This is a genomic window from Flavobacterium sp. HBTb2-11-1, assembly GCF_009826975.1.
In the GTDB taxonomy this organism is placed as follows: Bacteria; Bacteroidota; Bacteroidia; order Flavobacteriales; family Flavobacteriaceae; genus Flavobacterium.
This window is the reverse complement of sequence record NZ_WUMO01000001.1, coordinates 960,042-982,981: the sequence shown is the minus strand read 5'-3', so window position 1 is coordinate 982,981 and position 22,940 is coordinate 960,042. Positions and strand designations below refer to the sequence as shown.

General features: G+C 34.6%; 23 protein-coding genes and 1 tRNA gene. 10 read left to right on the top strand and 14 right to left on the bottom strand.

Annotated elements, in window-relative coordinates; genetic code table 11:
• Nucleotides 1-54: 54 nt before the first annotated feature.
• From GR162_RS04395 to GR162_RS04385, 3 genes are read right to left on the bottom strand one after another with little or no spacing between them, the layout of a single operon-like run.
• Nucleotides 55-1,122 (bottom strand): type II asparaginase, encoded by a 1,068-nt coding sequence (locus GR162_RS04395; RefSeq protein WP_202393892.1) that lies wholly within the window; start codon nucleotides 1,120-1,122, stop codon nucleotides 55-57.
• A 23-nt stretch (nucleotides 1,123-1,145) separates the two neighbouring features.
• The gene (locus GR162_RS04390) at nucleotides 1,146-2,594 is read right to left on the bottom strand and encodes an aspartate ammonia-lyase (protein WP_160781123.1); all 1,449 of its coding nucleotides are present in this window, start codon (nucleotides 2,592-2,594) and stop codon (nucleotides 1,146-1,148) included.
• A 36-nt stretch (nucleotides 2,595-2,630) separates the two neighbouring features.
• Nucleotides 2,631-3,857, bottom strand: a complete 1,227-nt coding sequence (locus GR162_RS04385; protein WP_237421281.1) for a DcaP family trimeric outer membrane transporter — start codon at nucleotides 3,855-3,857, stop codon at nucleotides 2,631-2,633.
• Nucleotides 3,858-4,288: 431 nt separating this feature from the next.
• Between GR162_RS04385 and GR162_RS04380 the strand changes: the two genes are divergently transcribed.
• Entirely contained in the window at nucleotides 4,289-5,872 is a 1,584-nt protein-coding gene (locus GR162_RS04380) for a hypothetical protein (RefSeq protein WP_160781122.1), read from the top strand.
• A gap of 26 nt (nucleotides 5,873-5,898) precedes the next feature.
• On the opposite strand, the gene GR162_RS04375 is transcribed toward GR162_RS04380, so the two are convergent.
• Nucleotides 5,899-6,144: a hypothetical protein gene (locus GR162_RS04375; protein ID WP_066032643.1), complete on the bottom strand. Its 246-nt coding sequence runs from the start codon at nucleotides 6,142-6,144 to the stop codon at nucleotides 5,899-5,901.
• 296 nt (nucleotides 6,145-6,440) lie between these two features.
• On the opposite strand from GR162_RS04375, the gene GR162_RS04370 reads away from it, so the two are divergent.
• Together GR162_RS04370 and GR162_RS04365 are read left to right on the top strand one after the other, a co-directional pair.
• Nucleotides 6,441-7,697 carry a putative DNA modification/repair radical SAM protein gene (locus tag GR162_RS04370; RefSeq protein ID WP_160781121.1) on the top strand — a complete coding sequence of 419 codons (1,257 nt, stop codon included), beginning with the start codon at nucleotides 6,441-6,443 and terminating at the stop codon, nucleotides 7,695-7,697.
• A 5-nt stretch (nucleotides 7,698-7,702) separates the two neighbouring features.
• On the top strand, nucleotides 7,703-8,479 hold the full coding sequence (locus GR162_RS04365; RefSeq protein WP_160781120.1) for a TIGR03915 family putative DNA repair protein: 777 nt from the start codon (nucleotides 7,703-7,705) through the stop codon (nucleotides 8,477-8,479).
• A 199-nt stretch (nucleotides 8,480-8,678) separates the two neighbouring features.
• Here the strand turns inward: GR162_RS04365 and GR162_RS04360 are convergent, their stop codons facing one another.
• Nucleotides 8,679-10,145, bottom strand: a complete 1,467-nt coding sequence (locus GR162_RS04360) for a glycoside hydrolase family 130 protein (protein WP_160781119.1) — start codon at nucleotides 10,143-10,145, stop codon at nucleotides 8,679-8,681.
• 191 nt (nucleotides 10,146-10,336) lie between these two features.
• Here GR162_RS04360 and GR162_RS04355 point away from each other — a divergent pair, with 191 nt between their 5' ends.
• The gene (locus tag GR162_RS04355; protein ID WP_066032647.1) at nucleotides 10,337-10,876 is read left to right on the top strand and encodes a helix-turn-helix domain-containing protein; all 540 of its coding nucleotides are present in this window, start codon (nucleotides 10,337-10,339) and stop codon (nucleotides 10,874-10,876) included.
• A gap of 89 nt (nucleotides 10,877-10,965) precedes the next feature.
• Nucleotides 10,966-11,904 carry a hypothetical protein gene (locus tag GR162_RS04350; protein WP_160781118.1) on the top strand — a complete coding sequence of 313 codons (939 nt, stop codon included), beginning with the start codon at nucleotides 10,966-10,968 and terminating at the stop codon, nucleotides 11,902-11,904.
• Between the two features lie 28 nt (nucleotides 11,905-11,932).
• Here GR162_RS04350 and GR162_RS04345 read toward each other — a convergent pair whose 3' ends face one another.
• A complete protein-coding gene (locus tag GR162_RS04345) occupies nucleotides 11,933-12,277 on the bottom strand; it encodes a hypothetical protein (RefSeq protein WP_066032649.1) in 345 nt (114 codons plus the stop codon).
• Nucleotides 12,278-12,547: 270 nt separating this feature from the next.
• Between GR162_RS04345 and GR162_RS04340 the strand changes: the two genes are divergently transcribed.
• The gene (locus tag GR162_RS04340) at nucleotides 12,548-13,093 is read left to right on the top strand and encodes a DUF4494 domain-containing protein (protein ID WP_066032650.1); all 546 of its coding nucleotides are present in this window, start codon (nucleotides 12,548-12,550) and stop codon (nucleotides 13,091-13,093) included.
• Between the two features lie 68 nt (nucleotides 13,094-13,161).
• Here the strand turns inward: GR162_RS04340 and GR162_RS04335 are convergent, their stop codons facing one another.
• Nucleotides 13,162-13,581 (bottom strand): hypothetical protein, encoded by a 420-nt coding sequence (locus GR162_RS04335; RefSeq protein WP_091135946.1) that lies wholly within the window; start codon nucleotides 13,579-13,581, stop codon nucleotides 13,162-13,164.
• Nucleotides 13,582-13,809: 228 nt separating this feature from the next.
• On the opposite strand from GR162_RS04335, the gene GR162_RS04330 reads away from it, so the two are divergent.
• The 3 genes from GR162_RS04330 (at nucleotide 13,810) to GR162_RS04320 (ending at nucleotide 16,023) form a co-directional block, all read left to right on the top strand.
• Nucleotides 13,810-15,342, top strand: a complete 1,533-nt coding sequence (locus GR162_RS04330) for a glycosyltransferase family 39 protein (RefSeq protein WP_160781117.1) — start codon at nucleotides 13,810-13,812, stop codon at nucleotides 15,340-15,342.
• Nucleotides 15,335-15,859, top strand: coding sequence for a DUF4269 domain-containing protein (locus GR162_RS04325; RefSeq protein WP_160781116.1), 525 nt, complete (start codon nucleotides 15,335-15,337; stop codon nucleotides 15,857-15,859). The genes GR162_RS04330 and GR162_RS04325 overlap by 8 nt, the downstream gene beginning before the upstream one ends.
• Nucleotides 15,860-15,950: 91 nt before the next feature.
• Nucleotides 15,951-16,023, top strand: a tRNA-Met gene (locus tag GR162_RS04320).
• Here GR162_RS04320 and GR162_RS04315 read toward each other — a convergent pair.
• From GR162_RS04315 to GR162_RS04295, 5 genes are all read right to left on the bottom strand, one after another.
• Nucleotides 15,983-17,539, bottom strand: coding sequence for a recombinase family protein (locus GR162_RS04315; protein WP_160781227.1), 1,557 nt, complete (start codon nucleotides 17,537-17,539; stop codon nucleotides 15,983-15,985). The genes GR162_RS04320 and GR162_RS04315 overlap by 41 nt on opposite strands.
• On the bottom strand, nucleotides 17,496-17,768 hold the full coding sequence (locus GR162_RS04310) for a hypothetical protein (RefSeq protein ID WP_160781115.1): 273 nt from the start codon (nucleotides 17,766-17,768) through the stop codon (nucleotides 17,496-17,498). Before GR162_RS04310 ends, GR162_RS04315 begins: the two co-directional genes overlap by 44 nt.
• 219 nt (nucleotides 17,769-17,987) lie before the next feature.
• A complete protein-coding gene (locus tag GR162_RS04305; RefSeq protein WP_160781114.1) occupies nucleotides 17,988-18,305 on the bottom strand; it encodes a hypothetical protein in 318 nt (105 codons plus the stop codon).
• 20 nt (nucleotides 18,306-18,325) lie between these two features.
• Complete coding sequence (locus GR162_RS04300; RefSeq protein WP_160781113.1) at nucleotides 18,326-18,673, bottom strand: hypothetical protein; 348 nt, start codon at nucleotides 18,671-18,673, stop codon at nucleotides 18,326-18,328.
• 11 nt (nucleotides 18,674-18,684) lie between these two features.
• Nucleotides 18,685-19,542: a hypothetical protein gene (locus tag GR162_RS04295; RefSeq protein WP_237421280.1), complete on the bottom strand. Its 858-nt coding sequence runs from the start codon at nucleotides 19,540-19,542 to the stop codon at nucleotides 18,685-18,687.
• 173 nt (nucleotides 19,543-19,715) lie between these two features.
• On the opposite strand from GR162_RS04295, the gene GR162_RS04290 reads away from it, so the two are divergent.
• A complete protein-coding gene (locus GR162_RS04290) occupies nucleotides 19,716-20,123 on the top strand; it encodes a helix-turn-helix domain-containing protein (protein WP_160781111.1) in 408 nt (135 codons plus the stop codon).
• A gap of 100 nt (nucleotides 20,124-20,223) precedes the next feature.
• On the opposite strand, the gene GR162_RS04285 is transcribed toward GR162_RS04290, so the two are convergent.
• Both GR162_RS04285 and GR162_RS04280 read right to left on the bottom strand, forming a co-directional pair.
• Nucleotides 20,224-20,670 (bottom strand): ASCH domain-containing protein, encoded by a 447-nt coding sequence (locus GR162_RS04285; protein WP_160781110.1) that lies wholly within the window; start codon nucleotides 20,668-20,670, stop codon nucleotides 20,224-20,226.
• 3 nt (nucleotides 20,671-20,673) lie between these two features.
• Nucleotides 20,674-22,746: a GNAT family N-acetyltransferase gene (locus GR162_RS04280; protein WP_160781109.1), complete on the bottom strand. Its 2,073-nt coding sequence runs from the start codon at nucleotides 22,744-22,746 to the stop codon at nucleotides 20,674-20,676.
• Nucleotides 22,747-22,940 lie beyond the last annotated feature (194 nt).

The following is a 22,940-nucleotide window of genomic DNA, read 5'->3' as shown; positions in this document are numbered from 1 at the left end:
CAGCATCAATAATAGTATTAGAATCATAAGTTTAGATTTGCTTAAAAAATAAGATTAATATTCTTCGAATATTCTTTGTAGTTCTTTTAAACTTCTCTGTTTCAGCAATGCTACTGACAATAAGATTCTAGATTTCTGCGGATTCAAAGCATATGAAGCAATTAGCCCAAGCTCATCATCATTGCATTCCACATTTCGGCTTACAAGTCCAGTTGCAACACGAGTGCTTCTAACTACGATAATTCCTTTTTTGCTGGCTCTTGCGCAAGCATCTAAAGAAGCTTTGTTCATGTTTCCGTTTCCTACTCCAGCAATTACAATTCCTTTGGCACCGCGCTCTATCGAGGCATCAATCAAATCTGGTTTCATATCAGCATCGGCATAAATAATATCTACACGAGGAAAAGTGCTTACGCCTTTCACATCAAACTCTGAATTTTTCCCAAATTTTTGACTAGGGTAATTAAAGAAATCGTTGGTTCCGTAAGAAGTAATGCCTATAAGTCCACGAAGCGGGGACATAAAAGTCTGGACAGCCGTCGTACTCACTTTTGTTAGAGATTGAGCTGAATGAATCCAGTCGTTCATTACCAAAAGCACTCCCCGTCCTTTTGCTTTAGGATCACCGGCAACGGCAATCGCATTATAAAGATTTAAAGGTCCGTCTGCACTAATTGCTGTTGATGGACGCATTGAACCCACAAGCACTACCGGCTTATCTGTTTTGGTGGCTAGATTTAAAAAATAAGCCGTCTCCTCCATAGTATCAGTTCCGTGTGTAATTACAAAACCGTCTACATCATTGCTGTTGGCTAATTCATTAATTCGGTTGGCTACTTTCAGCATAATTTCAAATGACATATCCTGAGATCCGACATTAGCAATTTGCTCTCCTTTTATATCGGCTACTTTCAAAGCATCTGGAATCGCATTTACCATTGCATCAATGGTAACTTGCCCCGAAGTATATCCTGGCTGTACTCCAGTTTTAGCAGAACCGGCAATCGTTCCGCCTGTTGCCAATATTAGGACTTTAGGTTTTGTTTGTCCGAACATGGTAATGCTTAGTGACAACATCACAAGCAAAAGGATTTTATTGCAAAAGTTGATATTTATTTTCATGTTGTGTTTATTTAAGGTTGAGGTTATTTTTGGCCTGTTAAGGTTGCTGGATCAAGCAGTTTCTTAATTTGATCTTCTGTCAGCAATTTCTTTTCGCGTATAAGTTCTAGAATACCTTTATTGGTTGCCAGTGCTTCTTTGGCTAGTTCAGTTGTTTTTTCGTAACCCAAAACAGGATTCAAAGCCGTTACAACACCAACACTTCTGTCCATATAATGGGCTAAAATGTCTTTGTTTACGGTAATGCCATCAATACAGTTTTTTCTAAACAATGGCATGGCTTTAAAAAATAATCCTTGCGATTCCATCATGGCAATGGCTTGAACAGGTTCAAAAGCATTTAACTGCAATAATCCAGATTGTGCGGCAATTGTTACGGTCAAATCATTTCCCATAACTTTAAAACACAATTGATTCATAAGTTCTGGCATAACTGGATTTACTTTACCTGGCATAATGGAAGATCCAGGCTGAAGTGCCGGCAGATTGATTTCGAAGAAACCAGTACGAGGACCAGAAGCCAAAATGATCAAATCGCTGCTTATTTTTGCGAGTGCAACCGCCATGCTTTTAAGAGTAGAAGAGTACATTACAAAGCCTTGCTGGCTGGTTGTGGCCGCAATAAGGTCTTTGCTCATTACGATTGGTTTTCCTGTAATTTTTGCAAGATGCGTGGCTACTTTTTCTGCATAGCCCGGAGACGCAGTAATTCCTGTACCGATAGCTGTCGCTCCCATATTTTGTTCGCATAGATAAACTTCAGATTTTTTTAAAGCGTTAATTTCCGCATCAAGCTGATTTCCGAAAGCATGAAACTCCTGTCCAACGGTCATTGGCACAGCATCCTGTCCTTCGGTTCGTCCCATTTTAATGATGTCTTTAAATTCATCTCCTTTTTTATGGAATGCTTTAGCCAAAAGATCGGCCTCTTTCAGCAGTTTATCATTATGAAGCAATAATGCCACTTTTATTGCTGTTGGGTAGACATCGTTTGTTGATTGCCCCATGTTCAGATCATCGTGAGGTTCAATGTATTGATATTCTCCTTTTTTATGTCCGCTCAGTTCCAATGCAATATTGGCCAGAACTTCGTTCACATTCATATTGGCAGAAGTACCAGCACCACCTTGATACAAATCAACTAGAAATTGATCATGGTACTTACCGTCAATTACAGCCTGACAAGCTTTTTCAATAGCAGCAAGCCTGTCTTTTTTGAGTCGGCCCACATCAGCATTGGCACGTGCCGCAGCTAGCTTTACCATTGCAAAAGCCTTAACATAGTCGGGATAAAATTGCGTAGTCATCCCGCTTATCTGAAAGTTTTCTAACGCACGGGCTGTCTGCACGCCATAGTAAGCATTTGCAGGAATTTGTTTTTCTCCTAGAAGATCTTTTTCGGTTCGAGTCTGAGCAGTAAGAGTGCCTAAAGACAATCCGAACAATAGCAGATATTGTACAGTTTTATACATATTTTTCTTTTTTATTGATTAAAAAACAAAAGGCTTTTACTGATTTCTTTTATAAAATGATTGTGAGAAATTATATCTAAAAGAAAACTGTATTTTATTAATAGAGGTACTCCATCCGTCGTTGAAGTTTTCGCGGTTACCCCACTGAAATTCAACTCCGACCATACAATTTTTGACAGGAGTGTACAAAAGGTTTCCCAGAACGTACTGTCCCTTTTTAAAAGCATCATCCGTCTGTCCATCTGAGTTATCGATATCAATCATAGAATATCCTATGGCAGTGCTAAACTTATCGCTCCAATTATGATCTAAAAAGGCTACGACCCCAACTAGCGGAAGTGCAACTCCTTTTACTGGAGTTACCGGATTGCTAAAATTGTTTTCGATACCTACATCGACAGGAGCATCGTTCATGTAGTTTTGTATTCCTTCTCCATATACAACCTGTCCTCTAAAAACATCATTTTTACTAAAATTAATGTTGGTGCTTAAATTAAGCCCCCAGCCTACAGCATCTCCAGACAAATTATATTGGTCATTATTTTGGTCTTTCCATTCAATTTTTCGAACTATACCGGCTAACTCGATATACCCCCATTTTGTAGCGTGATGGTATTCTGCTGAAAGATCGGGCAGCGGAAACCTTGCTTTTACCCCTTGCAGTTCCACACGGTTGGCATAATCACCCTGATCGGCACTTGCTCCAGGTCTTTCTAATGCAATGGTTAAACGGGTATCACCTTGAATGGGCATGTAGCGAATTTGAATATTTCTAAAAAATACCATTCCGGTTGGTCCCCAGTATTCTAATGAATTTGGGAATACGCCAATATCCATAAAAGGGCTCCAAGTTTGTCCTGCTCCAAATTTTCCTAATTCAGCGTAAGCGTGACGTAGACGAAAAGTAGTCTGTCCTGCGTCTACACCCGTACCGAACAATTCAAACTCAAAATGTGTCTTTAATTCTCCGATTCCGGTATCAAAATAATTTTTAAAGCCTAATCTAGTCTGACGAACAGAAGCATAGTAACTGCCGTCTGGTCCATACTGATCTTTAAACGCGGGCAGTTTAGTTGGTCTTACCACGTCGTACCAATCTGATTGAATCTGATTAAAATTATAACCAATATCGGTCATAATAAAACCATAGATTTCCATACTTTTATTCGCTTCATCTTGAGCCTGAGCAAAAGCTGAAATGAGAAAACAAATTATAATGGTCCGATGCCTCATCGTTACCATTTGTAAAAACCTTTTCTTCATAATGATTATAGTTTGTTTGTTGTGGGATACTATTTTTCATCTGCTTTTTTCAATTCTAGCTCGAAAAAAAACTCTTTTATTTAAAAATCTAAGAGTTCTGGATCTGGGTTTTATAGCTAAAAACCATTCTTTTTTAGAAATCCGCTTTTTTGGAAAAAGAACTCAAAACATTTTTAGATTAAAATATTAAATCAATTCTTATTAAAAAAAGTGTAGTGCAACTGGCATTTACATTGATTATCAAACAAATATAAGTAATACTAGGGCTCCATTAGAGTTAATAACCGTTACATTTAACGGTTAAAAATATCAGATTAATAATACTAACATGTTAAAAATTTTCATAAATTTATATCTTCATAAATATTTGGTTTTTAACATTTTATACGCCGTGTGACTTTTTTTATATTAATAATTTTAAATAATTTATTATGGAAATAAAAAAAATCCCCTCGGATAAAATCTATGATGAACTGGAAAATGTTTTAAAGTTTTATTCTTTTAAGAACTCAACGCTATTAAGTAATTTCCTTCGTTATATTGTTACAGAAACTATAGACGAAAGACAGAAGTTCATCAAAGAATATTCTATAGCAGTAAATGCTTTAAGCAGACCTTCTCATTTTAACCCTCATGATGACGCAATGGTTCGCATTCATGCAGGACGATTAAGAAAATTGCTTCATGAGTATTATTCAACAGACGGCAAAGATAATTCTGTAATTATTCACGTCCCAAAAGGCGGTTATGTCCCAGAATTTATTCATAATAATAAAATTAGGCATGCTGATGCCCTCGCCAGCATCCAAAAAACAAATCTGGTGATTACAGTTTTTCCTTTTAAATCAATGGTTCTTCGTCCAGATTTGGAAGCTTTTTCGCAGATTCTTTCTGAAGAAATCAGTGCCGAACTCTCCCGTTTTCAGGATATATCTGTCATTGGCCATTTTCCTTCTGAAATTATTTCAAAAATTAATGAAAATATCCTTGAGGCTGCTCAACTGGTCGGAGCAGATTTTATCATTACTGGTCATATCCAAATTATCGATAACAAGCTGCAGATCAGGATAAATCTGATAAATTCTTCTTCGGGCAAATTTGTATTGACAAAGTTATTTACACCCGCTACAATAGATGATGGCATAAGAATCCAGAATGAAATCGTAAAGGATATTGTGGCTTCTATGGGCGGATACTATGGCATTATTTTTAAAGAAATAATAAAAACTGCACCTTCTAAAATAGCAGACAACTCCAGTGTATTAAAGGCAATTTGCAGTTACAATGAATATCAGTCTTATTATTCGATCCAAAATTATGCTAATGCTCTGTCCCATTTAAACGAAGCTGTAGAATTAGCCCCAAACCATGCCATTGTTTGGGCAATGCTTGGCGAAATGCATTTGGCTTCTCTTGCCTTGGGATTAGACAATTGCAAAAAAACAATAGAAAAAAGCAGTCATTGCGTCTCAAAAGCCTTAACAATCGATCCCAATTGCCAGCAGGCATGGCATGCGCTGACACTTTTAAACTGCTTTAAAAAAGATCAGGATAATTGTCTTGCCGCTGCAGAACAATGCATAAAAATAAATCCTAATTCATCTGGAATTGCTTCAGGAGTAGGCTGCATGCTTATTTTTGCCGCGTATTTTGAGAAAGGTTTCAATTTGTTAGAAAATGCAATCCGCATAAATCCTTCGCACCCTTGGTGGATTACCATTGGCTATTGCTGTTATTACATTCATAAAAAGGATTATCAGAAGTCTCTGTATTGGGCTGATAAAATGGATTTTAGCGAAACTATCTGGGATTCTTTGCTAAAAGCAATTTCTCTATCGCTATTGAATGAGGATGCAAAAGCGAAAACACAATTAAATAACCTTCTAGAACTACAACCTCAAACTGCAACAGAAATTAAAGAAATACTTTCTAGCTTTATTTTTTCTGATGAAGTTGTTTTTAGAATGGTAAACAGCTTGAAAAGAATTGGACTAAAAGATGATCTTTTAAATTAGAAACAAAAAACTGGAAAGATTAGCTTTTAGGCCACTTTCTTTGCTGTTCGTTTTTTCTTTTCTAATAATTTCAGCTGATTTTCGGCACATAAGATTTTCTCGGTCATGCCGTTTTTTTGTATTTCAATGAGATAATGAAAATCTCTTTCTTTTGAAGTCGATTTTATGATTAACCCCTTTTTAAAATCCATTTTTCTTTCAATTATGGTTCCCTTATAAGATATCCCACTCCATGCCGTGTAGGAAACATCTTGTCCTTTTACAAATTTCATTGTTTTAGCCGTTTGTTCCTAATATTTGCTAATACTTCTAAATCTGAAAAACTAATGTTAAGGGGGGAAATCAGTTTTTCTATTTCGGCGAATGTATAAAGTTTTTACAATCTACAAACCCGTATTTATACCTGTTTTTTTGAATCTTAAATATAGTAATTTTTTCAATGTAAAAATAACCTTGCAAAAAAAATTGATACAATTTAGAACAGCTTCTTTTACTTCTTTTTTAGCATGAATTCCTAGTTTTGAGAGAATGAATTTTCATTTTCAAAAACAACTAAAAAAAGAGCAAAATGGTACAGGAAAGAGTGATGGAAAAGCTGGCAATTTTAGCAGATGCGGCAAAATATGATGTTTCTTGCTCATCGGGACAAAGCACACGCAAAAATAAAAACAAAGGATTGGGTGACACGGGAGGCGGAATCTGCCATGCCTTTACAGAAGACGGCCGATGTGTGTCTCTACTAAAAATTCTGCTTACCAATCACTGTATTTTTGACTGTGCCTATTGTGTCAGCCGAAAAAGCAATGATATCAAACGTGCCGCATTTACGGTACAAGAAGTGGTTGACTTGACGATTGGTTTTTACCGAAGAAATTACATCGAAGGATTATTTCTGAGTTCTGGAATTTTTGACAATGCCGATTATACAATGGAACGTTTGGTTCGAATTGTAAAGAAATTACGGTTAGAAGAAAATTTTAATGGTTACATTCATCTCAAAGCGATTCCTGGCGCTAGCGAAGAATTACTGAAAGAAGCTGGATTATATGCCGACCGTCTGAGCGTAAATGTCGAAATGCCGACAGAACAAAGCCTTAAACTGTTGGCTCCCGATAAAAATCACAAAGATGTCATAAAACCAATGCAATATCTTAAAAACGAAATCATTGGTTATCAAGAAGAGAAAAAATCCAATTACAAAACACCGCTTTTTGCTCCAGCAGGACAAAGCACGCAAATGGTAATTGGCGCAACAAAAGAAAATGATCTGGAAATTCTCGGAATGGCCAATTATTTTTACGAACAAATGAAAATGCGTCGGGTGTATTATTCTGGTTATGTGCCTATAAGTTATGACAACAGACTTCCCGCCATTGGAACTCCAGTTCCTATGATTCGCGAAAACCGTTTGTATCAGGCCGATTGGCTAATTCGTTATTACGGATTTAATGTAAATGAAATTGTAGGATTTGACCAGCCAAATCTTGACTTAGATATTGATCCAAAATTAGGTTGGGCCTTGCGAAATCTGCATCAGTTTCCAGTTGATATTAATTCAGCTGATATAGAATTGATTCAGCGCATTCCTGGAATCGGATTTTTGAGCGCAAAAAAAATTATCGCTGCCAGAAGGTTTAAAAAATTACAGCCCGAAGATTTAAAGAAATTAGGAATTGCCTACAGCCGTTCAAAATTCTTTTTGGCTTTTTCGTCGCCTTTCTATATGCAGAAAGACCTGACGCCTATTCAAATAAAAAGTCAGATTTTGAATTTACAGAACAGTAAATACAAAAACAATTTTTCGAACCAGCTAGCATTATTTTAATTCTGATGACACAATTGCTTTATGATGGAAGTTATGAAGGCTGGCTTACAGCCGTTTTTGAAATCTACGAATACAAACTCAAAGATGTTGTTTTTGCCAAAGAGGAGATTTCAAATACTTTGCTTTTCTCAGAAACTCAGCTTGTAATAACTGATAATGCTAAAGCAAACCGAGTTTTAAATGGTTTGGAGAAACGCCTCTCTCATCATGGTTTTAATAACCTATATTTTGCTTTTTTATCTGAAATGGATCAGATTGAAGAAATCTTGTTTCGCTTTGTCGAATATGTTTTTTCGAGTCCAATGAATATCGAAGGAGATTTAAGCCGAAACGAAGTATTGAACGTAAAAAAAGCAGCACATTTAACGGGGAAGGAAAGCCATAGAATGAAAGCTTTTGTTCGTTTTAAACTAACAAAAGACGGATTATATTATGCCATCATAGAACCCGATTGTGATGTTTTACCGCTTATCGAACAGCATTTTAAAAACCGATATGCAGACCAGCGCTGGCTCATTTACGACGCTAAACGCAAATACGGAATTTATTATGATCTTGAAAATGTCTCTACGGTGGAAATGCAGTTTGAGTCCAATCCTTCTTCGCGTTTTTTAGCTGAAATAAATGATGAAAACGAAGAGTTTTTCGAGAATTTATGGCGCAATTATTTTAAAAGTGTCAATATCGAATCGAGAAAAAACACCAAACTTCATATCAAACACATGCCAAAACGATATTGGAAAAACCTAACAGAGAAAATTCCAAACCTCAACAAAAGATGATATTACCAAATCCGATAGGTCCAAATCAAGAATATGCTTTTAACACATAGAAACATAGATTTTTTTACACTAAAAAAAGAAGACAAAAAAACAAGTTTCAACACATAGATAAGCTATGTGCGTTAAAATTAGTGAAACGCCTTTTTTAAAGACTTCAAAAACTATATCTCTACGTGTTAAAATATTTTAGACAAAGATATTACTTGCTTTTCTTAAGCGCATCTAGCAATTCAACCATGTCAACTACAGCATAAGTTGAGCAATAATCAGATACAGCATAAGGCAGAATTAAACTGTTGTTATGAATAATCGCCCCGCAAGAATACACCACATTTGGCACATATCCTTCCCTTTCATCTTCCAATGGAGAAAGCAAAGGTTCTGTCAATCTTCCTATTTCTTTAGAAGGATCGTCGAGATCAAACAATGAGGCACCAATGCAATAGCGTCTCATAGCTCCAACTCCATGCGTAATTACAAGCCATCCTTCTTCTGTCCAAAGCGGAGATCCGCAGTTTCCAATCTGTGTCAGCTCCCATGTATAGCGCGGTTCTTGCAGCAAAACAGGCGTATTCCATTGCGTTACTCGATCAGAATACATAATATAATTGTTTACGCCGTCAATTCTGGCTAGCATAGCATATTTGCCTTTTATTTTTCGAGGAAATAAAGCCAGATTTTTATTCTGCGCTCCTTCTCCATGAAGCGGCATAACTCTAAAACTATAAAAATCTTCGGTAGAAATTAATTTCGGCAAAATTGTATGTCCGTTATAAGCCGTATACGTTGCCATAACACGCGAAGAACCGTTATCATCTGTAAAACGTACAAAACGAGCATCTTCTATTCCACGGCTCTCCGAATCAGAAATTGGAAAAATGACACGTTCTGTAATATCCGAATCATGTTTGAACTGCAAATCGTAAAAAGAATTAGCCAACCACAGTATTTCTTCCAGTGCTACTTTTCTTTCTTCGCGAATTAAAGGATCTTTTAAAGACTCAATCAGCAAATTTTTAAGAACCGCAAATTCAAACTCATCTGGAAGATCCTGCATAATCTGAGCAATATATTTGTCTGCTGTGTGCATTTCGTACAGCTTACTAAGGAATCGCTCTTTATTAAATAAGGTTTTATGTTCGATTTCTGCCTTATCAATATGATTTCCTATTTTCATGATATGCAGATTGTTATCACGGTCCAAAATGGCTCTTCTAAAAACAATTGACGAAATATGACCTTCGCCAGTGGCTCGAAAAGAAATTATAACGCGTTTTTCTCCTGCCTCCAATCCGGTCTGATCAAAATCTTCTACAATTGACGGATTAAAAATCGCCGCCGATTCTATGGCGTACTCCATCGTACAATAAGATCCAATAAGCATTTTACGGTCTAGAGACATGGCTTCGTAATCAATCTGCATGCCTTCTATTATAGGACGAATTCTTTCACAGTGTCTAAAAAAAACTGCCGAAATATTTCGGTGTCTTCTCGCAAATTCACGAAGCGTCTGCTCTAAAGTCTGCAATACCTGTTTCTCGTCCAGCATCATTATCCGAAGTACCATTTGCTGGGTTCTTTCTTGCCCATTCATAAAATATCGGGCAACAACTCTTTTTGAATCTGGTAATAGTTTTATATTTTTTCGGACAACGGATACTCGCATAACTGGAAAATTTTATAACAATAACATTTAAGGAATCTTTTATTACACAACAAGTTAATAATTTTTGTTAAAGAAAAAAACTTAATTTTTTATTAAAACTTTGAATTGGTCTAATAATCCAAGTCTTTTTTATGCCAGTTCCATCAAAAGTTTTTTCTTAATTTCGTCTCTACATCAGCAGCTTAAAACCAATGAAAAATAAAGTTAAATTTTTGAGAGAAGAACAGAATATGACTCAAAATGAACTTGCCGAAAAATCGGGTCTTTCATTGCGAACCATTCAACGAATCGAAGCGGGAAGTATTCTCAAAGGCTTTACCTTAAAAACCATTGCCGAAGCTCTGGAAACTAATCCCGAAAACCTCATTTTAAAAAATGAAAATATTCAGATAGAAAGAGCCAAACTCATTAATCTTTCTGTTTTATCAGGACTTATTATTCCGTTTGGGAGCATTATTTTTCCTTTAGTGTTAACTTACAAAACGCAAGATCCAAAAAATAAAGAATTAGGAAAACAAATTGTAAGCATTCAAATTATTTTAAGTCTTATCCTTTCGGTTTTAATGATTGCATGTCCGTTCATCCAAAATTCATTTCCGCTAAAGTTTCCGCTTTTCATTATTCCTTTAATTGCAATTTTAAGCTTAAAACTCATTATCGTTATTCTAAACGGAATCAGTTTAAATAAAAAACAAGATCTTGCTATAAAACTGAAAAACAACTTCTTATAACACAAGTCATGAAAATGACGTAAAACTGTCGTATTGTTTTTGCACAAAAATCGGAAACGAAATCCGAATCTTGCAGAAAAAAACAGACCATGAAATTGTTTAAGAAAATTGCAACCGTATTTTTAGTTATTATCGTTTTATTCTTGGTGGGAGGATATTTTTATTTTCAAAAGAAATTCACTCCACCAGAAAACTATTTGAAGATTTCAGGAATTGCCGAAAATATCCCGATAAAATGGATTTCTAGCGACGAAAACTCTCATTCAGCTTTGCTTTTGCCTGTAGAAATAAAAGGAATCAATCGAACATTCCATATGCAGTTTGACTCAGGTTCTCCTGTTACTGTTTTCTACAAAAAATCATTAGAATCAATTGCGGAAAAATTTCAAAATCAGTTAAAAATCGATAATGAAAACTCCTCGATTTCTAGTGCTTTTAGAATCGGAAAAATGCATGTGGCTTCAAATGATTTTGAAGTTTTAGATTACGGCGAAAAAATCAGTTTCGATAATCCGAATGCCGAAAATATAATTGGTACAATCGGAACCGATTTATTAGAAAAGCGAATTACCATTTTAGATTTCAAAAACAACCAATGTTCGTTTATTGAAAAAATTAAAGAAGATGCTTTTACCGCTTTTGAGTTCAAAAAACGTAAAATTCTTATTCCTTCAGTTATCGAAAATGAGAACCTAAAACTACTGTACGATACCGGAACGAGCGGTTACGAACTCATTACAACAAAAGAAATCTGGCAACAATACCGCAGTAAAAACAGTGCGATAAAAACCGAAAAAGGAAATTCATGGGGAAACACTCTGAGCGTTTATTCCGCTTCCGCGAAAAAGAAAATACAATTTAAAAATACAACATTGAATTTATCTGAAGTGACTTACATTGAAGGCACATCAAGCCTTCAAAAATTCTTAATGAAACGCTCCGGGATGCAGGGAATGATTGGCAACAAACTTTTTCTGAATCACAAATTGATTTTGGATTGCAGAAACGAAAAATTCAAGTTGGAGTAAAAAGTAAATTCTATAATACTAAACTGTTTTATGAATTGATTTTGATGATATTTTTGACGTTTTCGATAAAAGTTTCGGTGTCTTTGATTTCCTGTTTAATCAACTGATGATGATCAGCTAAAGCGTGCTGTTCCATCATATCTTTTTTTAAATATTTAATCATCGATTCCAGGCTTCTAGTATCATTTTGATTTTGTCTTTTTAATTCTCGCTGTTTACTTTCCAGATATTTTAAAGTCTCTTTTAACTTTTGTACGTCTAATTTTCCCAATCCTTCTTTTTTAACATTTATAAAAACAATAGCTGGAAATGTAATACTATTCAATATGCTCCAAAAACCAATACCATTTGAATTTGCCCCATTCCCAGCCATTGTTATTGATACTTACGTACAAATTGATTTTTTGGATTTAAGAAAATTCATATTTTTTCTAACGCCTCTCTCTTTAAAAACAACTAATTGTTTTACAGCATTTTACACAAAAGACATACTAAGTGAAGCTAAGCTATCTGTAAAACATACAACTTTCAGACTCTCAAAACATTAGCTAAAATCATCTAAAATTGTGAATATCTATTTAAAGATTTAACTATTATTTCTGCTGTAAAATTTATCTTTGGCATCCTTAAAATTTAAATAGAGATGAGCGCAGTTTGGTACGAATGCAAAGTAAAATATAGAAAAACAGATGAAACTGGAGGACAAAAAGTTTTAACCGAACCTTACTTGGTGGATGCTTTGTCTTATACAGAAGCTGAAAAAAGAATGACTGAGGAAATGGCCGCTTATACCAGTGAAGAATTTAAAATCACGGCTATCAAAGTGGCAAATTATGCCGAAATTCATCCTTTTGAAAATGCAGACAGATGGTTTAAATCTAAAATCACTTTAATCGCTTATGATGAAGAAAGCGGTAAAGAAAGAAAAACTAGTATGTATATGCTGGTTCAGGCCAATGATGTTCGCGAAGCTTATGACAATACACTTCACATAATGAAAAATACAATGGGCGAATATTCTATTCCAGCTATTTCGGAAACTGCAATTATGGATGTTTTCCCTTATTTCAGCGGTGAAGAAGGCGAAACAGAAATGTTGGAAAGATTTAATGCCCTAAAAGCTTCTAAACCAGAAAAGCCAGAAGCAGAAATAATTGACCACATGGAATTTGAAACTGTCGAGGAATAAATCCATGAAAAATTGGAATAAAAAAAGCAAAATAGAATTCTATTTTGCTTTTTTTATTTTAAACTATTTTAATACAACATTTTTGCCAGTGGTGTTACTGCAGAAGCAGATTTTGGCAATAAAGCGGTAAGTGCATCAAATTGTGTTGGACTGATATTTTTTTTCATTTTAGATATAAAAGACTCTCTAGTAGTCGTCATTTTAGAAGTATAACCTGCCTTGTCGGTGGCCATTGTGGGCAAAATGTTCTTCTTTTTATTTAAAGTTTCATTTACCAAGGAATTTACAATCGGCTTTTGAGCATCGGTTAATTTTAATTTTGGAGATAAAACTCCCATAACCTGATTTGCAATACTAGCAACATCAAAAGCGGGCACAGCCGTTGTTGACGCCTTACTGGCCGCCTTTGTTACGTCTCCTATACTTTGTGCATTTGCAAATGAAATTGTCCCCAAAAAGACAACTAAAATAAATAATTTCTTTTTCATGGTATTTTCTTTTAAAGTTATTTGCTTGATACTAAAGGTAATAAAAATGTAAATTCAATTGATATTCCAAAACCATAAATATCTAATATTCTGCATTTTACACAGTCCCAACAAGAAACATTCCTACTATTCAAAAATCAAAATAAGTTTTATCTTAGCTACAGAATTATGTGTTGACTTGAAACCAATTACAACACAAAAGCCAAAACCAACATAACCAAAATCTGCATGAACAAAAAAACATTTATTTTAATTGGGTTTATTATTTTAAAATTCATTCTACAATATGTTTTAATTAGTCCAGAATACGATTTGCAGCGTGATGAATATTTGCATCTCGATCAGGCAAATCATTTGGCTTGGGGCTATTTATCGGTTCCACCTGTCACTTCTTGGTTTTCGTATCTTATTCTGCTGCTTGGAAATTCGGTTTTCTGGGTAAAGTTCTTCCCTGCCCTATTTGGCGCCTTGACGCTTTTGATTGTCTGGAAAACAATAGAACTTTTAAAAGGTAATCTTTATGCTCTAATTCTTGGTGCTTTATGTGTATTGTTTTCGTGTTTGCTTCGTTTAAATACACTGTATCAGCCAAACTCTTTTGACGTTTTATGCTGGACTGCATTTTATTATGTTTTAATACAGTACATTACTGCCGAAAATACAAAATGGCTCTTTATAGGAGGCGTCGTTTTCGCCTTTGGCTTCTTGAACAAGTACAATATTGTGTTTTTATTCCTCGGATTAGTTCCAGCCATTTTACTTTCACAACAGCGAAAAATACTCGCAAAAAAAGAGTTTTATTTTGCCTTGATTTTAGGTTTAATATTAATTCTGCCAAATCTTTATTGGCAGTACAGCAATCATTTTCCGATTGTGCACCACATGAAAGAATTGGCAGAAACCCAATTGGTGAATGTCGATAGAGCCAATTTCCTAAAAGAACAGATTCTCTTTTTTATTGGTGGCTTATTGGTGATTTTAGCTGGGCTTTATGCGGTTTTGTTGTATCAGCCTTTCAAAAAGTACCAATTATTTTTTGCATCGTTTGTTTTCACGCTTTTGATTTTTATTTATTTCAAAGCAAAAGCGTATTACGCAATCGGATTATATCCAATTTACATTGCTTTTGGAGCTGTATTTTTATCTCAAATCTTAAACAATGGATGGAAACGTTTTCTGAAACCTGTTTTTATCTTGATTCCGATATTTTTTTTTATTCCGATGTATGATATTGCCTTTCCAAATAAAAGTCCTGAATATATTGTAGCGCATTCAGAGAAGTACAAAAAAATGGGAATGCTTCGTTGGGAAGATGGTAAAGACCATAATTTGCCTCAAGATTTTGCCGATATGCTGGGTTGGAAAGAATTAGCCAGAAAAACAGATTCGCTCTACGCCTTACTGCCCAACCAAAAAGAAACTATTGTCATCTGCGATAATTACGGACAAGCAGGAGCAATTAATTATTATACTAAAAAAGGAATAAAAGCTGTTTCTTTCAACGCTGATTATCTCAATTGGTTTGACCTCAGCATTAGATACAAAAACTTGATTCGCGTTAAGGATTTTGAAGAAAACGATAAAGAAATGAAAGAAACAAGTCCGTATTTTGAATCTTCAGTTATTGGTGGTGAAGTTACAAATCAATATGCTAGAGGATATCGCGCTACAATTTTTGTTTTTACGAATGCTAAAATTGACATCAATAAAAGATTAGAGCAGGAAATCAACGAAGAAAAAAATAAGATCATAAATGATTAATTTCAGAAACATATCGTATTTAAAAACGGGAAATTCAAAACAGCAAGCGGCATTTCATATTTTGACCAAACATCATATTTTGGAAAATCTTGCCGAATTTGATCCAATCTTGGTTGGCACGATTCCGATTAATATTGATATTGAAAACAGCGACTTGGACATTGTCTGCTATTGGAAAAATAAATCTGGTTTTATTGCGAGAATTAAATATCTATTTGAAAAGGAAAAACGCTTTTCGATTCGAGAAATCGTAATTGATAATCAAGAATCAATAGTAGCAAACTTCTTTATTGAGACTTTCGAAATAGAAATCTTCGGGCAAAATATCCCTACAGAACTTCAAAATGGCTACAGACATATGGTCATTGAAGACCAAATTCTACGTTCTAGAGACGAAAACTTTAGATTAGAGATTATAAAACTGAAAGAAAGCGGCATAAAAACCGAACCTGCATTTGGCTTGCTACTAGGCTTAAACGGAAACGTTTACCAAGAATTATTGGATTATAAAGTCTAAGAAAAGCCATCTCTTTTTGAAATTATAGAAAATAAAGTACAAAAATTATTTGCATAACCGTATTTAGTGTGTATCTTTGCACCCGAAACATCGCGGGATAGAGCAGTAGGCAGCTCGTCGGGCTCATAACCCGAAGGTCACAGGTTCGAGTCCTGTTCCCGCTACTAATTGGGACAAAGAAGAGAATTTCTTCTTTGTCCCTTTTTTATTTAGACCTATCAGCCTGTTAATACTGTAGATGAGATGCACTACTTCATTTACTCTAGCGGTTCGAAACCCGTTTTCTGAGATCGTAAAATTCTCAGGAAAAATCGAACCTAATAAATCTCTCGATTCAATCCAGTTGCCATTTTCATAATATTCGTTAAGCTTCATTAGGTTCTCTACTCCCGCTTTTAAAAGCTCTTCTATATCTTTATTCTCATCATCGATACCAGATAATTTTAATTCAAGCCTCCTTACCATCTCTCCGTAATCTGACTTCATCTCTCTGTAGTCCGAAGCTTCAATCTGTTTTGTTGCAAGAAGATCCCTTGCATTTGAGATTCTGGTTTCATAATCCTTGATCTGGCTTATGATTTTAGTCTTTTCTTCCAAAACGTCCTTAATCTGTTCTTTATAACAGTCGCCTATGACATTGGCATAGATATTTTTGATTTCAGGAATTGGTACATATTTTTTCAGATTCTGTATAAATATCTCATTGGCTGTTTCCGAGTTTATCCTGTATCTGCAACCTGCACTGCAATGGTAATAAGGATAATATTTATGTCGCCCTTTAGATATGCTTCCAGTCAATATTTTCCCGCAGTCGGGACAGATGAAAAAACCTCTCAGCGGAAAAGGCTTGGCAGAAAGTGCCTTTGGAAGATATTTGCGGGATCTTCCGTCAAGAACATCCTGAACTTTATAGAAAAGCATTTCCGAGATCAATGCTTCATGCTGTCCTCTCACTAAAGTGCGTTCCTCATCCTTATATTTAGGAACTTCGATCTTACCGCAGTAAAGAGGATTGCGGATCGCTCTCCAGAAATGGTTTTTGCCTGCTTTAAGCCCTTTTTCTTTTGCCATGTGAAGCACCTGTTCCGTATTGAAAATTCCTTTGGAAAGTTCTTCAAAAGCCCATTTTAAAATAGAGGCTTCTGGCTGGTCGAATGCAATATATTTTGTGCCGTCTTCTTTTACTCGGTTAATATAACCGATAGGAGCAATTCCCATATATCTTCCCTCTTTTCTAGCTCTTCTCATGCCATGAAAGGTATTCAGGGCTCTTCTATCATTTTCGACCTCAGGAGCAGCCAGATAAAAAGCCAGCATCATTTTGTTCTCGGGTATTGAAAGATCTAAAGGCTGTTCTATAGCCTGAGGCTCAACTCCCAGTTTTCTCAGGGTACTGATCATCTGGTAAGCATCTCCCGCATTTCTGCTGAACCTGTCCCATTTGGTAAACAGGAGAAGATCTGTTTTATTCTTATGCCTCTTTAGATCCGCAAGCAGTTTCTTCCACTGCGGGCGGTTGAATGTCTTTGCCGAATGGTCTTCATAAATAACGTGTCTTAATTCAACCGCATTTATTTCGCAGTACTTGCGAAGCATTTCTTCCTGATTTCTCTGCGAGTAGCCCCTGTCTGCCTGCTCATCTGTACTCACTCTCACGTATAGGTCTGCTATTTTTCTCATCTTTTTTCTTTAAATAGTTTGAAACTGCCATGTTTGCCAGTTTTCTTAAAAATTCTAAAATCATTACCGCCTGTTCCAGCGTCACTTCCACTCCTTCATCTTTCAGCATTTTTCTGGTCTTTTCTGCCGTCATTTTTCCTCTTTCTTCTCTTCCATCCTTCTCCATTTGAAATTCCTCTTCATTAAAAAAAGACCGAGCCTCGGTCTTTTTTGTTCCACAATCATTCATCGCTATAAAGTTATGACACTTTTCTCATTTTACCCTGCGCAAAATTTGGGTAGGATAACACAAATATAAAACCTAATCCACTGGAGATCATAAGTAAAATTTACCTATCATCACTCAATCCAATTTTTGATTCTAACAAAGATAAAATGCTTTTTTCTCAATGTCATGAACATAATATGCTCATGAAAACGGCATTGAAACCATTGATATGCCCAGTATTCATTTATCTTCCTTATTTTCATTGAGCATTCTGTATATTTCATCCAGAACCTCTATTTCTGCGCTTGGAATCAGTTGAAGTGCAAGCTCCAGAACCGAGCCTATATAAATCTCCCTGTTATCCAGTTCATCCGAATAAACAATACTCAGGCACATTCTAATCAGATTCACTCCAAGGCAAGTCATATCTGCATAACCATAAAATCTTATCTCACGTATTGATTCCCCGTGTTTGTCCTGAGCAGGTTTGAGCAGTTTAAAATGATAGGATGCAAAATCTTTAAATTCTTCCAGTGTTTTTATTTTGTCAGTTTCCATAATTTTTCAAATTTTAAATCTTAATCTTGACATTCTGTTTCTTCTTTATTTTTTGAAAACAGATTAGCAATCTCATTTAAAAATTCAAGTTCGTCAACTGGAAATAACTGCAAAGCAATTCCCAGTATAAGCCCAACATCAATGTATTGGTTTTGAATCGTAGGCGGAACTTCTGCGCTGTCCTGATCTAAAGCGATAATGCACAGCTTCATTAGGTTTCTAACGACAGAACCGAGTTCGCAATAGCCATAAACCCTGATTTCTGCATTATACATCCCTCTTTTATCCTCTGCTTTTTTCAGGGCATTAGGCAGTTTTCCGCTTAACACCCTGATGTCTTCCTGTTTTTTGATTTCATCGGTTTTCATGATTTCGGCTTTTATGCTGATAATGTCACATTCTGATGAATTCCCTCAAGCCTCTCCAGTTCTTTCTGAATAATGGCTTCTGCTTCTTTCATAAAATCACGGCATCTGTCTTCCATCAGCCCATAGTACAGATAATCAAAACTGTTCCTTCTACTGAATCGAAGCGTGTTTGGGTTCTTTTTCAAAAGCTTGAACATATTTTTTTCATCCCTGCTGTTTCGGGGAAAGTATTCAGAAGTCAAGCTCGTGAAATATTCGCAAAGCTCAAATAAGTAGCCCAGAGAAAAATGATTAGGCGTATATCCCAGAAATACCCTTATAAGGGAAAGGCAGGTCTGTTCCACTATCTGATGGAGTGAACACATTCTGACTTCATATGAAAAATACTGGTCGTTATTATAGATAAGATCCCAGATCGATTCAGTAACATTTCTTCTGTCTCCTGCGTATGCTGAAGTGCTTTTCACATATCTCTTTTCTGGATTCTTAGCCCAGATTATCGGCGATCTGTATGCATCTATATGGATTCTCTGCGCATTCTTAAAAATGTTCCAGAAGAAATACTGCTGGTCTCCATATAGTTTTATAATATTTCTCACTCTGTGAAGCAGAATTGTGACGGTTATCTGTCCTCTTGACCTGCTCTTTATTTTATCGGTAAGCTCATTGCCGATATTATCCTCGAACTCTTCGGCTATGACGAGCAGATAAAGATGGACATGCTTTTCCTTCTGGATGGGCTTCTGAAAAGGTTCATTAAAAGTATAAATGCTTTTCTTCTCTGCAAAACAGTAGATGCCTATCGGATCGATGTTCTGGGAAATAACTCGATAAATCAAGTCGGATGCGGTGTTTTGAATTGCTTTCATAATTTCACTCATTTTAGTTAATACTTGTCTGAAAAATTGTATTTTTGCTAAACACACTGGCAAGTAAGCGATTACCTGTATGGTACGCTATCAAAATGTCCCGTACCGTACATGAGAAAATATGTATCATACATAAATCTGGCTTTTTTATCCTTAATTATTATCTTTGGACTATGAGTACATTAACAAAACCAAACCACATGGGGCGCAAGATCAGCCGTATCCGTGAACTGAAAGACATGAAGCAGGAAGCACTCGCACAGGCTATGGGGACAAACCAGCAGGCTGTTTCTATTCTGGAAAACAGCGAAACCATTGATGATGAAAAATTAAAAGAAGTTGCAAAAGCTTTAGAGGTAAGTGTCGAGGCAATTAAAAACTTTTCTGATGAAGGCGTAATTAATTATTTTAATAGCTTTAATAATTTTAACGATAATTCATCATTAAATACTCAATGTACTTTTAACCCATTGGATAAATTAATGGAATCGCACGAACAGCAGATCAAACTATATGAGCGTTTAGTTCAAGCCGAAAAAGACAAAGTTGAATATTTGGAAAAATTACTAAAAGCCAAATAAGCTTTTATAAAAGATATATTAATTCAAACAAAAAAGGAGACCTTAAGGTCTCCTTTTTTTATATCTATATTATTGATTAAAAAAAAACTACAAGCACAAATTAAGTTAAAAGCTTTTTTAAATTATCATTATTTATTAGCTCCTCATCTATATATCTATAAGTTTGCGGTGCTGTAAAGTCAGGTATCATTACCCGTAATTCTTCTAAACTTATTGTATTTATGAGAGCTTTCACTTCTTTTAATTCAATTCCATATCCATTAGTAGTTTCTTTATAATAATCGTCAAAGTCTTCTTTGGAAATGCCAGCTACATTACCATATTTATTCCAGATAATCTCAGGCTCATTCTTTACTATACTTTGAATTTTACAAACTCCCCATAATTCCTTTACTGGCGATGTGACATAAATCAACATATAATCATCAATATCAACTCTTTGTGGCGCTGATTTCCTTAGCTCTATAGTTTTCTCACCTTCAAAGATTTTTTTTGCGTACTGAGGTTTAATTGAAATGAGCAGTAAATTATTCTTTTTATTATTCATTCTTTATAATTCCATTCCTAATTTATAGAGTGCAAGATACGTTTCAGTTTTAATTTCTACAGGGGATAATGCCATAAAATTTTTATTCTCTAATTTTTTAATTAATTCTTTTATTTGATTTAACGGAATTGAATTTTTAAAAATTTCAGTATCCGAAAAAACAAAAGCCATCACCTCATTACTTTTTTTTGCAGTTTCTGCCACATGCTTCCATTCGTAAATACCAAGCTGTTTGAATTGCTTAAACAATTTTTTAGGATCATCTATAAAAATCTCATCTATATAAGATGATGCAGTTATGCGTCCCTTACATTTAGTAGTTTTATTCTCGCTTATATACCACAATATCCTGGCTGGCGATTTTAGAATTTTTGGATTTGCTGAGCGATAGTAAACATTTTCTCTATTTAATAATAATTCATATTGTGGCTCAAATAAAGCTAATTTCTCTTCCGACCTGTCATCAAATAATTGTTCCGCCCATTGTGGCTGAATTGCAACGATGTAAGTTGGTATTTCTAATTCCTCAATCTTGACCGGAGATAGATATCTTTCAAAAGAATAACCTTCTATAAAGTTATAGCTTCCTTCTTTATTTTCAACTTCCTTTATTACTTCTTTTAAAGTATTTTCAATATTTGAGAGTTCATTATTTTTATTTGAAATGTCTTGAACAAGTCTTTTCTCTTCAACTACTCCCTTAAGATTTATTTTTTGCCACGAATTCATCACTTTTACAAATCTTGCCTCCTTAATGCAATCAATAAGATCATCATCAAGATTCTGCTCATTTATTTCAATTAAAACTCTATCTTCTTTTGTTGATGTCAAAATGGTTTTAAAAAGTAAATGTTTTGCTAGTGTGATTTTTAATTCATTTTTTAGAAACCTAAAAACAGGTATGTTGAGTTTGTCTTCTGAAGACCTATCAAAAACTATAAACGCTAATAAATCATCTTCTTTAGAAATCGTTACCAGCTCAAAATCATTTGGCGAAGAAAGACAATTTCTTACTATTTTATCAAACTGATGCTTTTTTTCTGCGGGCTTCAAAAAGACCTCTGTAAAATGACTAATATTTGAAGCCGTGATACTTTTTGAATTTATATTTGTTCCTATCAATCTTTGAGGCTGATATTTTGTAACTTGTATATTTTCATCCAGATGAGTGATAAAGTCACTTGGCCGACAAATTATTATATTGTAATTATCATTAAAGTATTCTGCTTTATTCAAAATTTCCTGATCTCTTGTAATAAAAAAATGCGCTCCTCCAGTTATTGAATACGCAATATGATTTAAATCTGATTTATCGTTTTGACTTTTAAGAGGAAATATAATTTTTAATTCTTCTAATACTTTTTTATAGCTTTCTTCATCTTTAAAAGGAAGTTCATTGTAATGCGAAAGAAGTTGACGACTGGTTTCTTTCTGTTTCTGTGTCTTTGATCTATTTATTTCTATATTTATCTCTCTAGTAACAAAAAGTATTGCTTCTGCTAATAACCAATCACTATTTAGTGCTAAACTCTCATCCTCTCTTTTATCTTTAATATCTAAAAAAACATTCATATCAATTACTGCTACAATCTTATTACTGATTTCGTAATCTGATATTTGAGACAATAAATTATTCTGATATTGAGGATACCACCAAACTGTTAAGGGGAGACCCAATTTACTTCTCCCTCTTTTTTCTTTAATAGGAACAAAATTAAAACCTTCCCAAACTTTATCAATTCCGTAATCATTCCTACAGCTTAATTTTATTCCTTCAAATTGCCTAGTATTATTCTTTAAGTATTCAACAAGTGTAAAGGCAATATTTTTTTTACGATGATTTTCATCTACGCAACAATGAACAATTGTTACTCTGTTAAAAGAAATTCTATAAAGAAGGTATCCCATTAGATCTCTTGAATCATCCTCAAAAACCCCAATTAATTGATTATTAGAAGCATACTTTTCAAAAGCCTGATAAGGAAGAAAACCTAATGTTGCAGAATTTCGATCTCCTAATTCTACAGCTCTTTTGAATTCTTCAGATTTAACATTATTAATTTTTTCTATTATCAACTTAGTCTATTATTGATTTATATTTTTTTCTAATTATAATTAATTCAATGTTTACGAATGTAAATAAAAGAAATTAATATCAATAATTTCGCGCAAAAGCACAATAAAATTATCAAACATCTTCATCATTTAAATTCTTTATTTTGCTGTAGAAATAGGACTGAGAAAATTGTAATTCCAAAAAGCAAAAAAAG

Excerpts from the sequence above, each read along its gene's own strand:
- GR162_RS04395 (WP_202393892.1), bottom strand. The coding sequence starts at position 1,122 with ATGAAAATAAATATCAACTTTTGCAATAAAATCCTTTTGCTTGTGATG.
- GR162_RS04390 (WP_160781123.1), bottom strand. The coding sequence starts at position 2,594 with ATGTATAAAACTGTACAATATCTGCTATTGTTCGGATTGTCTTTAGGC.
- GR162_RS04385 (WP_237421281.1), bottom strand. The coding sequence starts at position 3,857 with ATGAAGAAAAGGTTTTTACAAATGGTAACGATGAGGCATCGGACCATT.
- GR162_RS04380 (WP_160781122.1), top strand. The coding sequence starts at position 4,289 with ATGGAAATAAAAAAAATCCCCTCGGATAAAATCTATGATGAACTGGAA.
- GR162_RS04375 (WP_066032643.1), bottom strand. The coding sequence starts at position 6,144 with ATGAAATTTGTAAAAGGACAAGATGTTTCCTACACGGCATGGAGTGGG.
- GR162_RS04370 (WP_160781121.1), top strand. The coding sequence starts at position 6,441 with ATGGTACAGGAAAGAGTGATGGAAAAGCTGGCAATTTTAGCAGATGCG.
- GR162_RS04365 (WP_160781120.1), top strand. The coding sequence starts at position 7,703 with ATGACACAATTGCTTTATGATGGAAGTTATGAAGGCTGGCTTACAGCC.
- GR162_RS04360 (WP_160781119.1), bottom strand. The coding sequence starts at position 10,145 with ATGCGAGTATCCGTTGTCCGAAAAAATATAAAACTATTACCAGATTCA.
- GR162_RS04355 (WP_066032647.1), top strand. The coding sequence starts at position 10,337 with ATGAAAAATAAAGTTAAATTTTTGAGAGAAGAACAGAATATGACTCAA.
- GR162_RS04350 (WP_160781118.1), top strand. The coding sequence starts at position 10,966 with ATGAAATTGTTTAAGAAAATTGCAACCGTATTTTTAGTTATTATCGTT.
- GR162_RS04345 (WP_066032649.1), bottom strand. The coding sequence starts at position 12,277 with ATGGCTGGGAATGGGGCAAATTCAAATGGTATTGGTTTTTGGAGCATA.
- GR162_RS04340 (WP_066032650.1), top strand. The coding sequence starts at position 12,548 with ATGAGCGCAGTTTGGTACGAATGCAAAGTAAAATATAGAAAAACAGAT.
- GR162_RS04335 (WP_091135946.1), bottom strand. The coding sequence starts at position 13,581 with ATGAAAAAGAAATTATTTATTTTAGTTGTCTTTTTGGGGACAATTTCA.
- GR162_RS04330 (WP_160781117.1), top strand. The coding sequence starts at position 13,810 with ATGAACAAAAAAACATTTATTTTAATTGGGTTTATTATTTTAAAATTC.
- GR162_RS04325 (WP_160781116.1), top strand. The coding sequence starts at position 15,335 with ATGATTAATTTCAGAAACATATCGTATTTAAAAACGGGAAATTCAAAA.
- GR162_RS04315 (WP_160781227.1), bottom strand. The coding sequence starts at position 17,539 with ATGAGAAAAATAGCAGACCTATACGTGAGAGTGAGTACAGATGAGCAG.
- GR162_RS04310 (WP_160781115.1), bottom strand. The coding sequence starts at position 17,768 with ATGAATGATTGTGGAACAAAAAAGACCGAGGCTCGGTCTTTTTTTAAT.
- GR162_RS04305 (WP_160781114.1), bottom strand. The coding sequence starts at position 18,305 with ATGGAAACTGACAAAATAAAAACACTGGAAGAATTTAAAGATTTTGCA.
- GR162_RS04300 (WP_160781113.1), bottom strand. The coding sequence starts at position 18,673 with ATGAAAACCGATGAAATCAAAAAACAGGAAGACATCAGGGTGTTAAGC.
- GR162_RS04295 (WP_237421280.1), bottom strand. The coding sequence starts at position 19,542 with ATGAAAGCAATTCAAAACACCGCATCCGACTTGATTTATCGAGTTATT.
- GR162_RS04290 (WP_160781111.1), top strand. The coding sequence starts at position 19,716 with ATGAGTACATTAACAAAACCAAACCACATGGGGCGCAAGATCAGCCGT.
- GR162_RS04285 (WP_160781110.1), bottom strand. The coding sequence starts at position 20,670 with ATGAATAATAAAAAGAATAATTTACTGCTCATTTCAATTAAACCTCAG.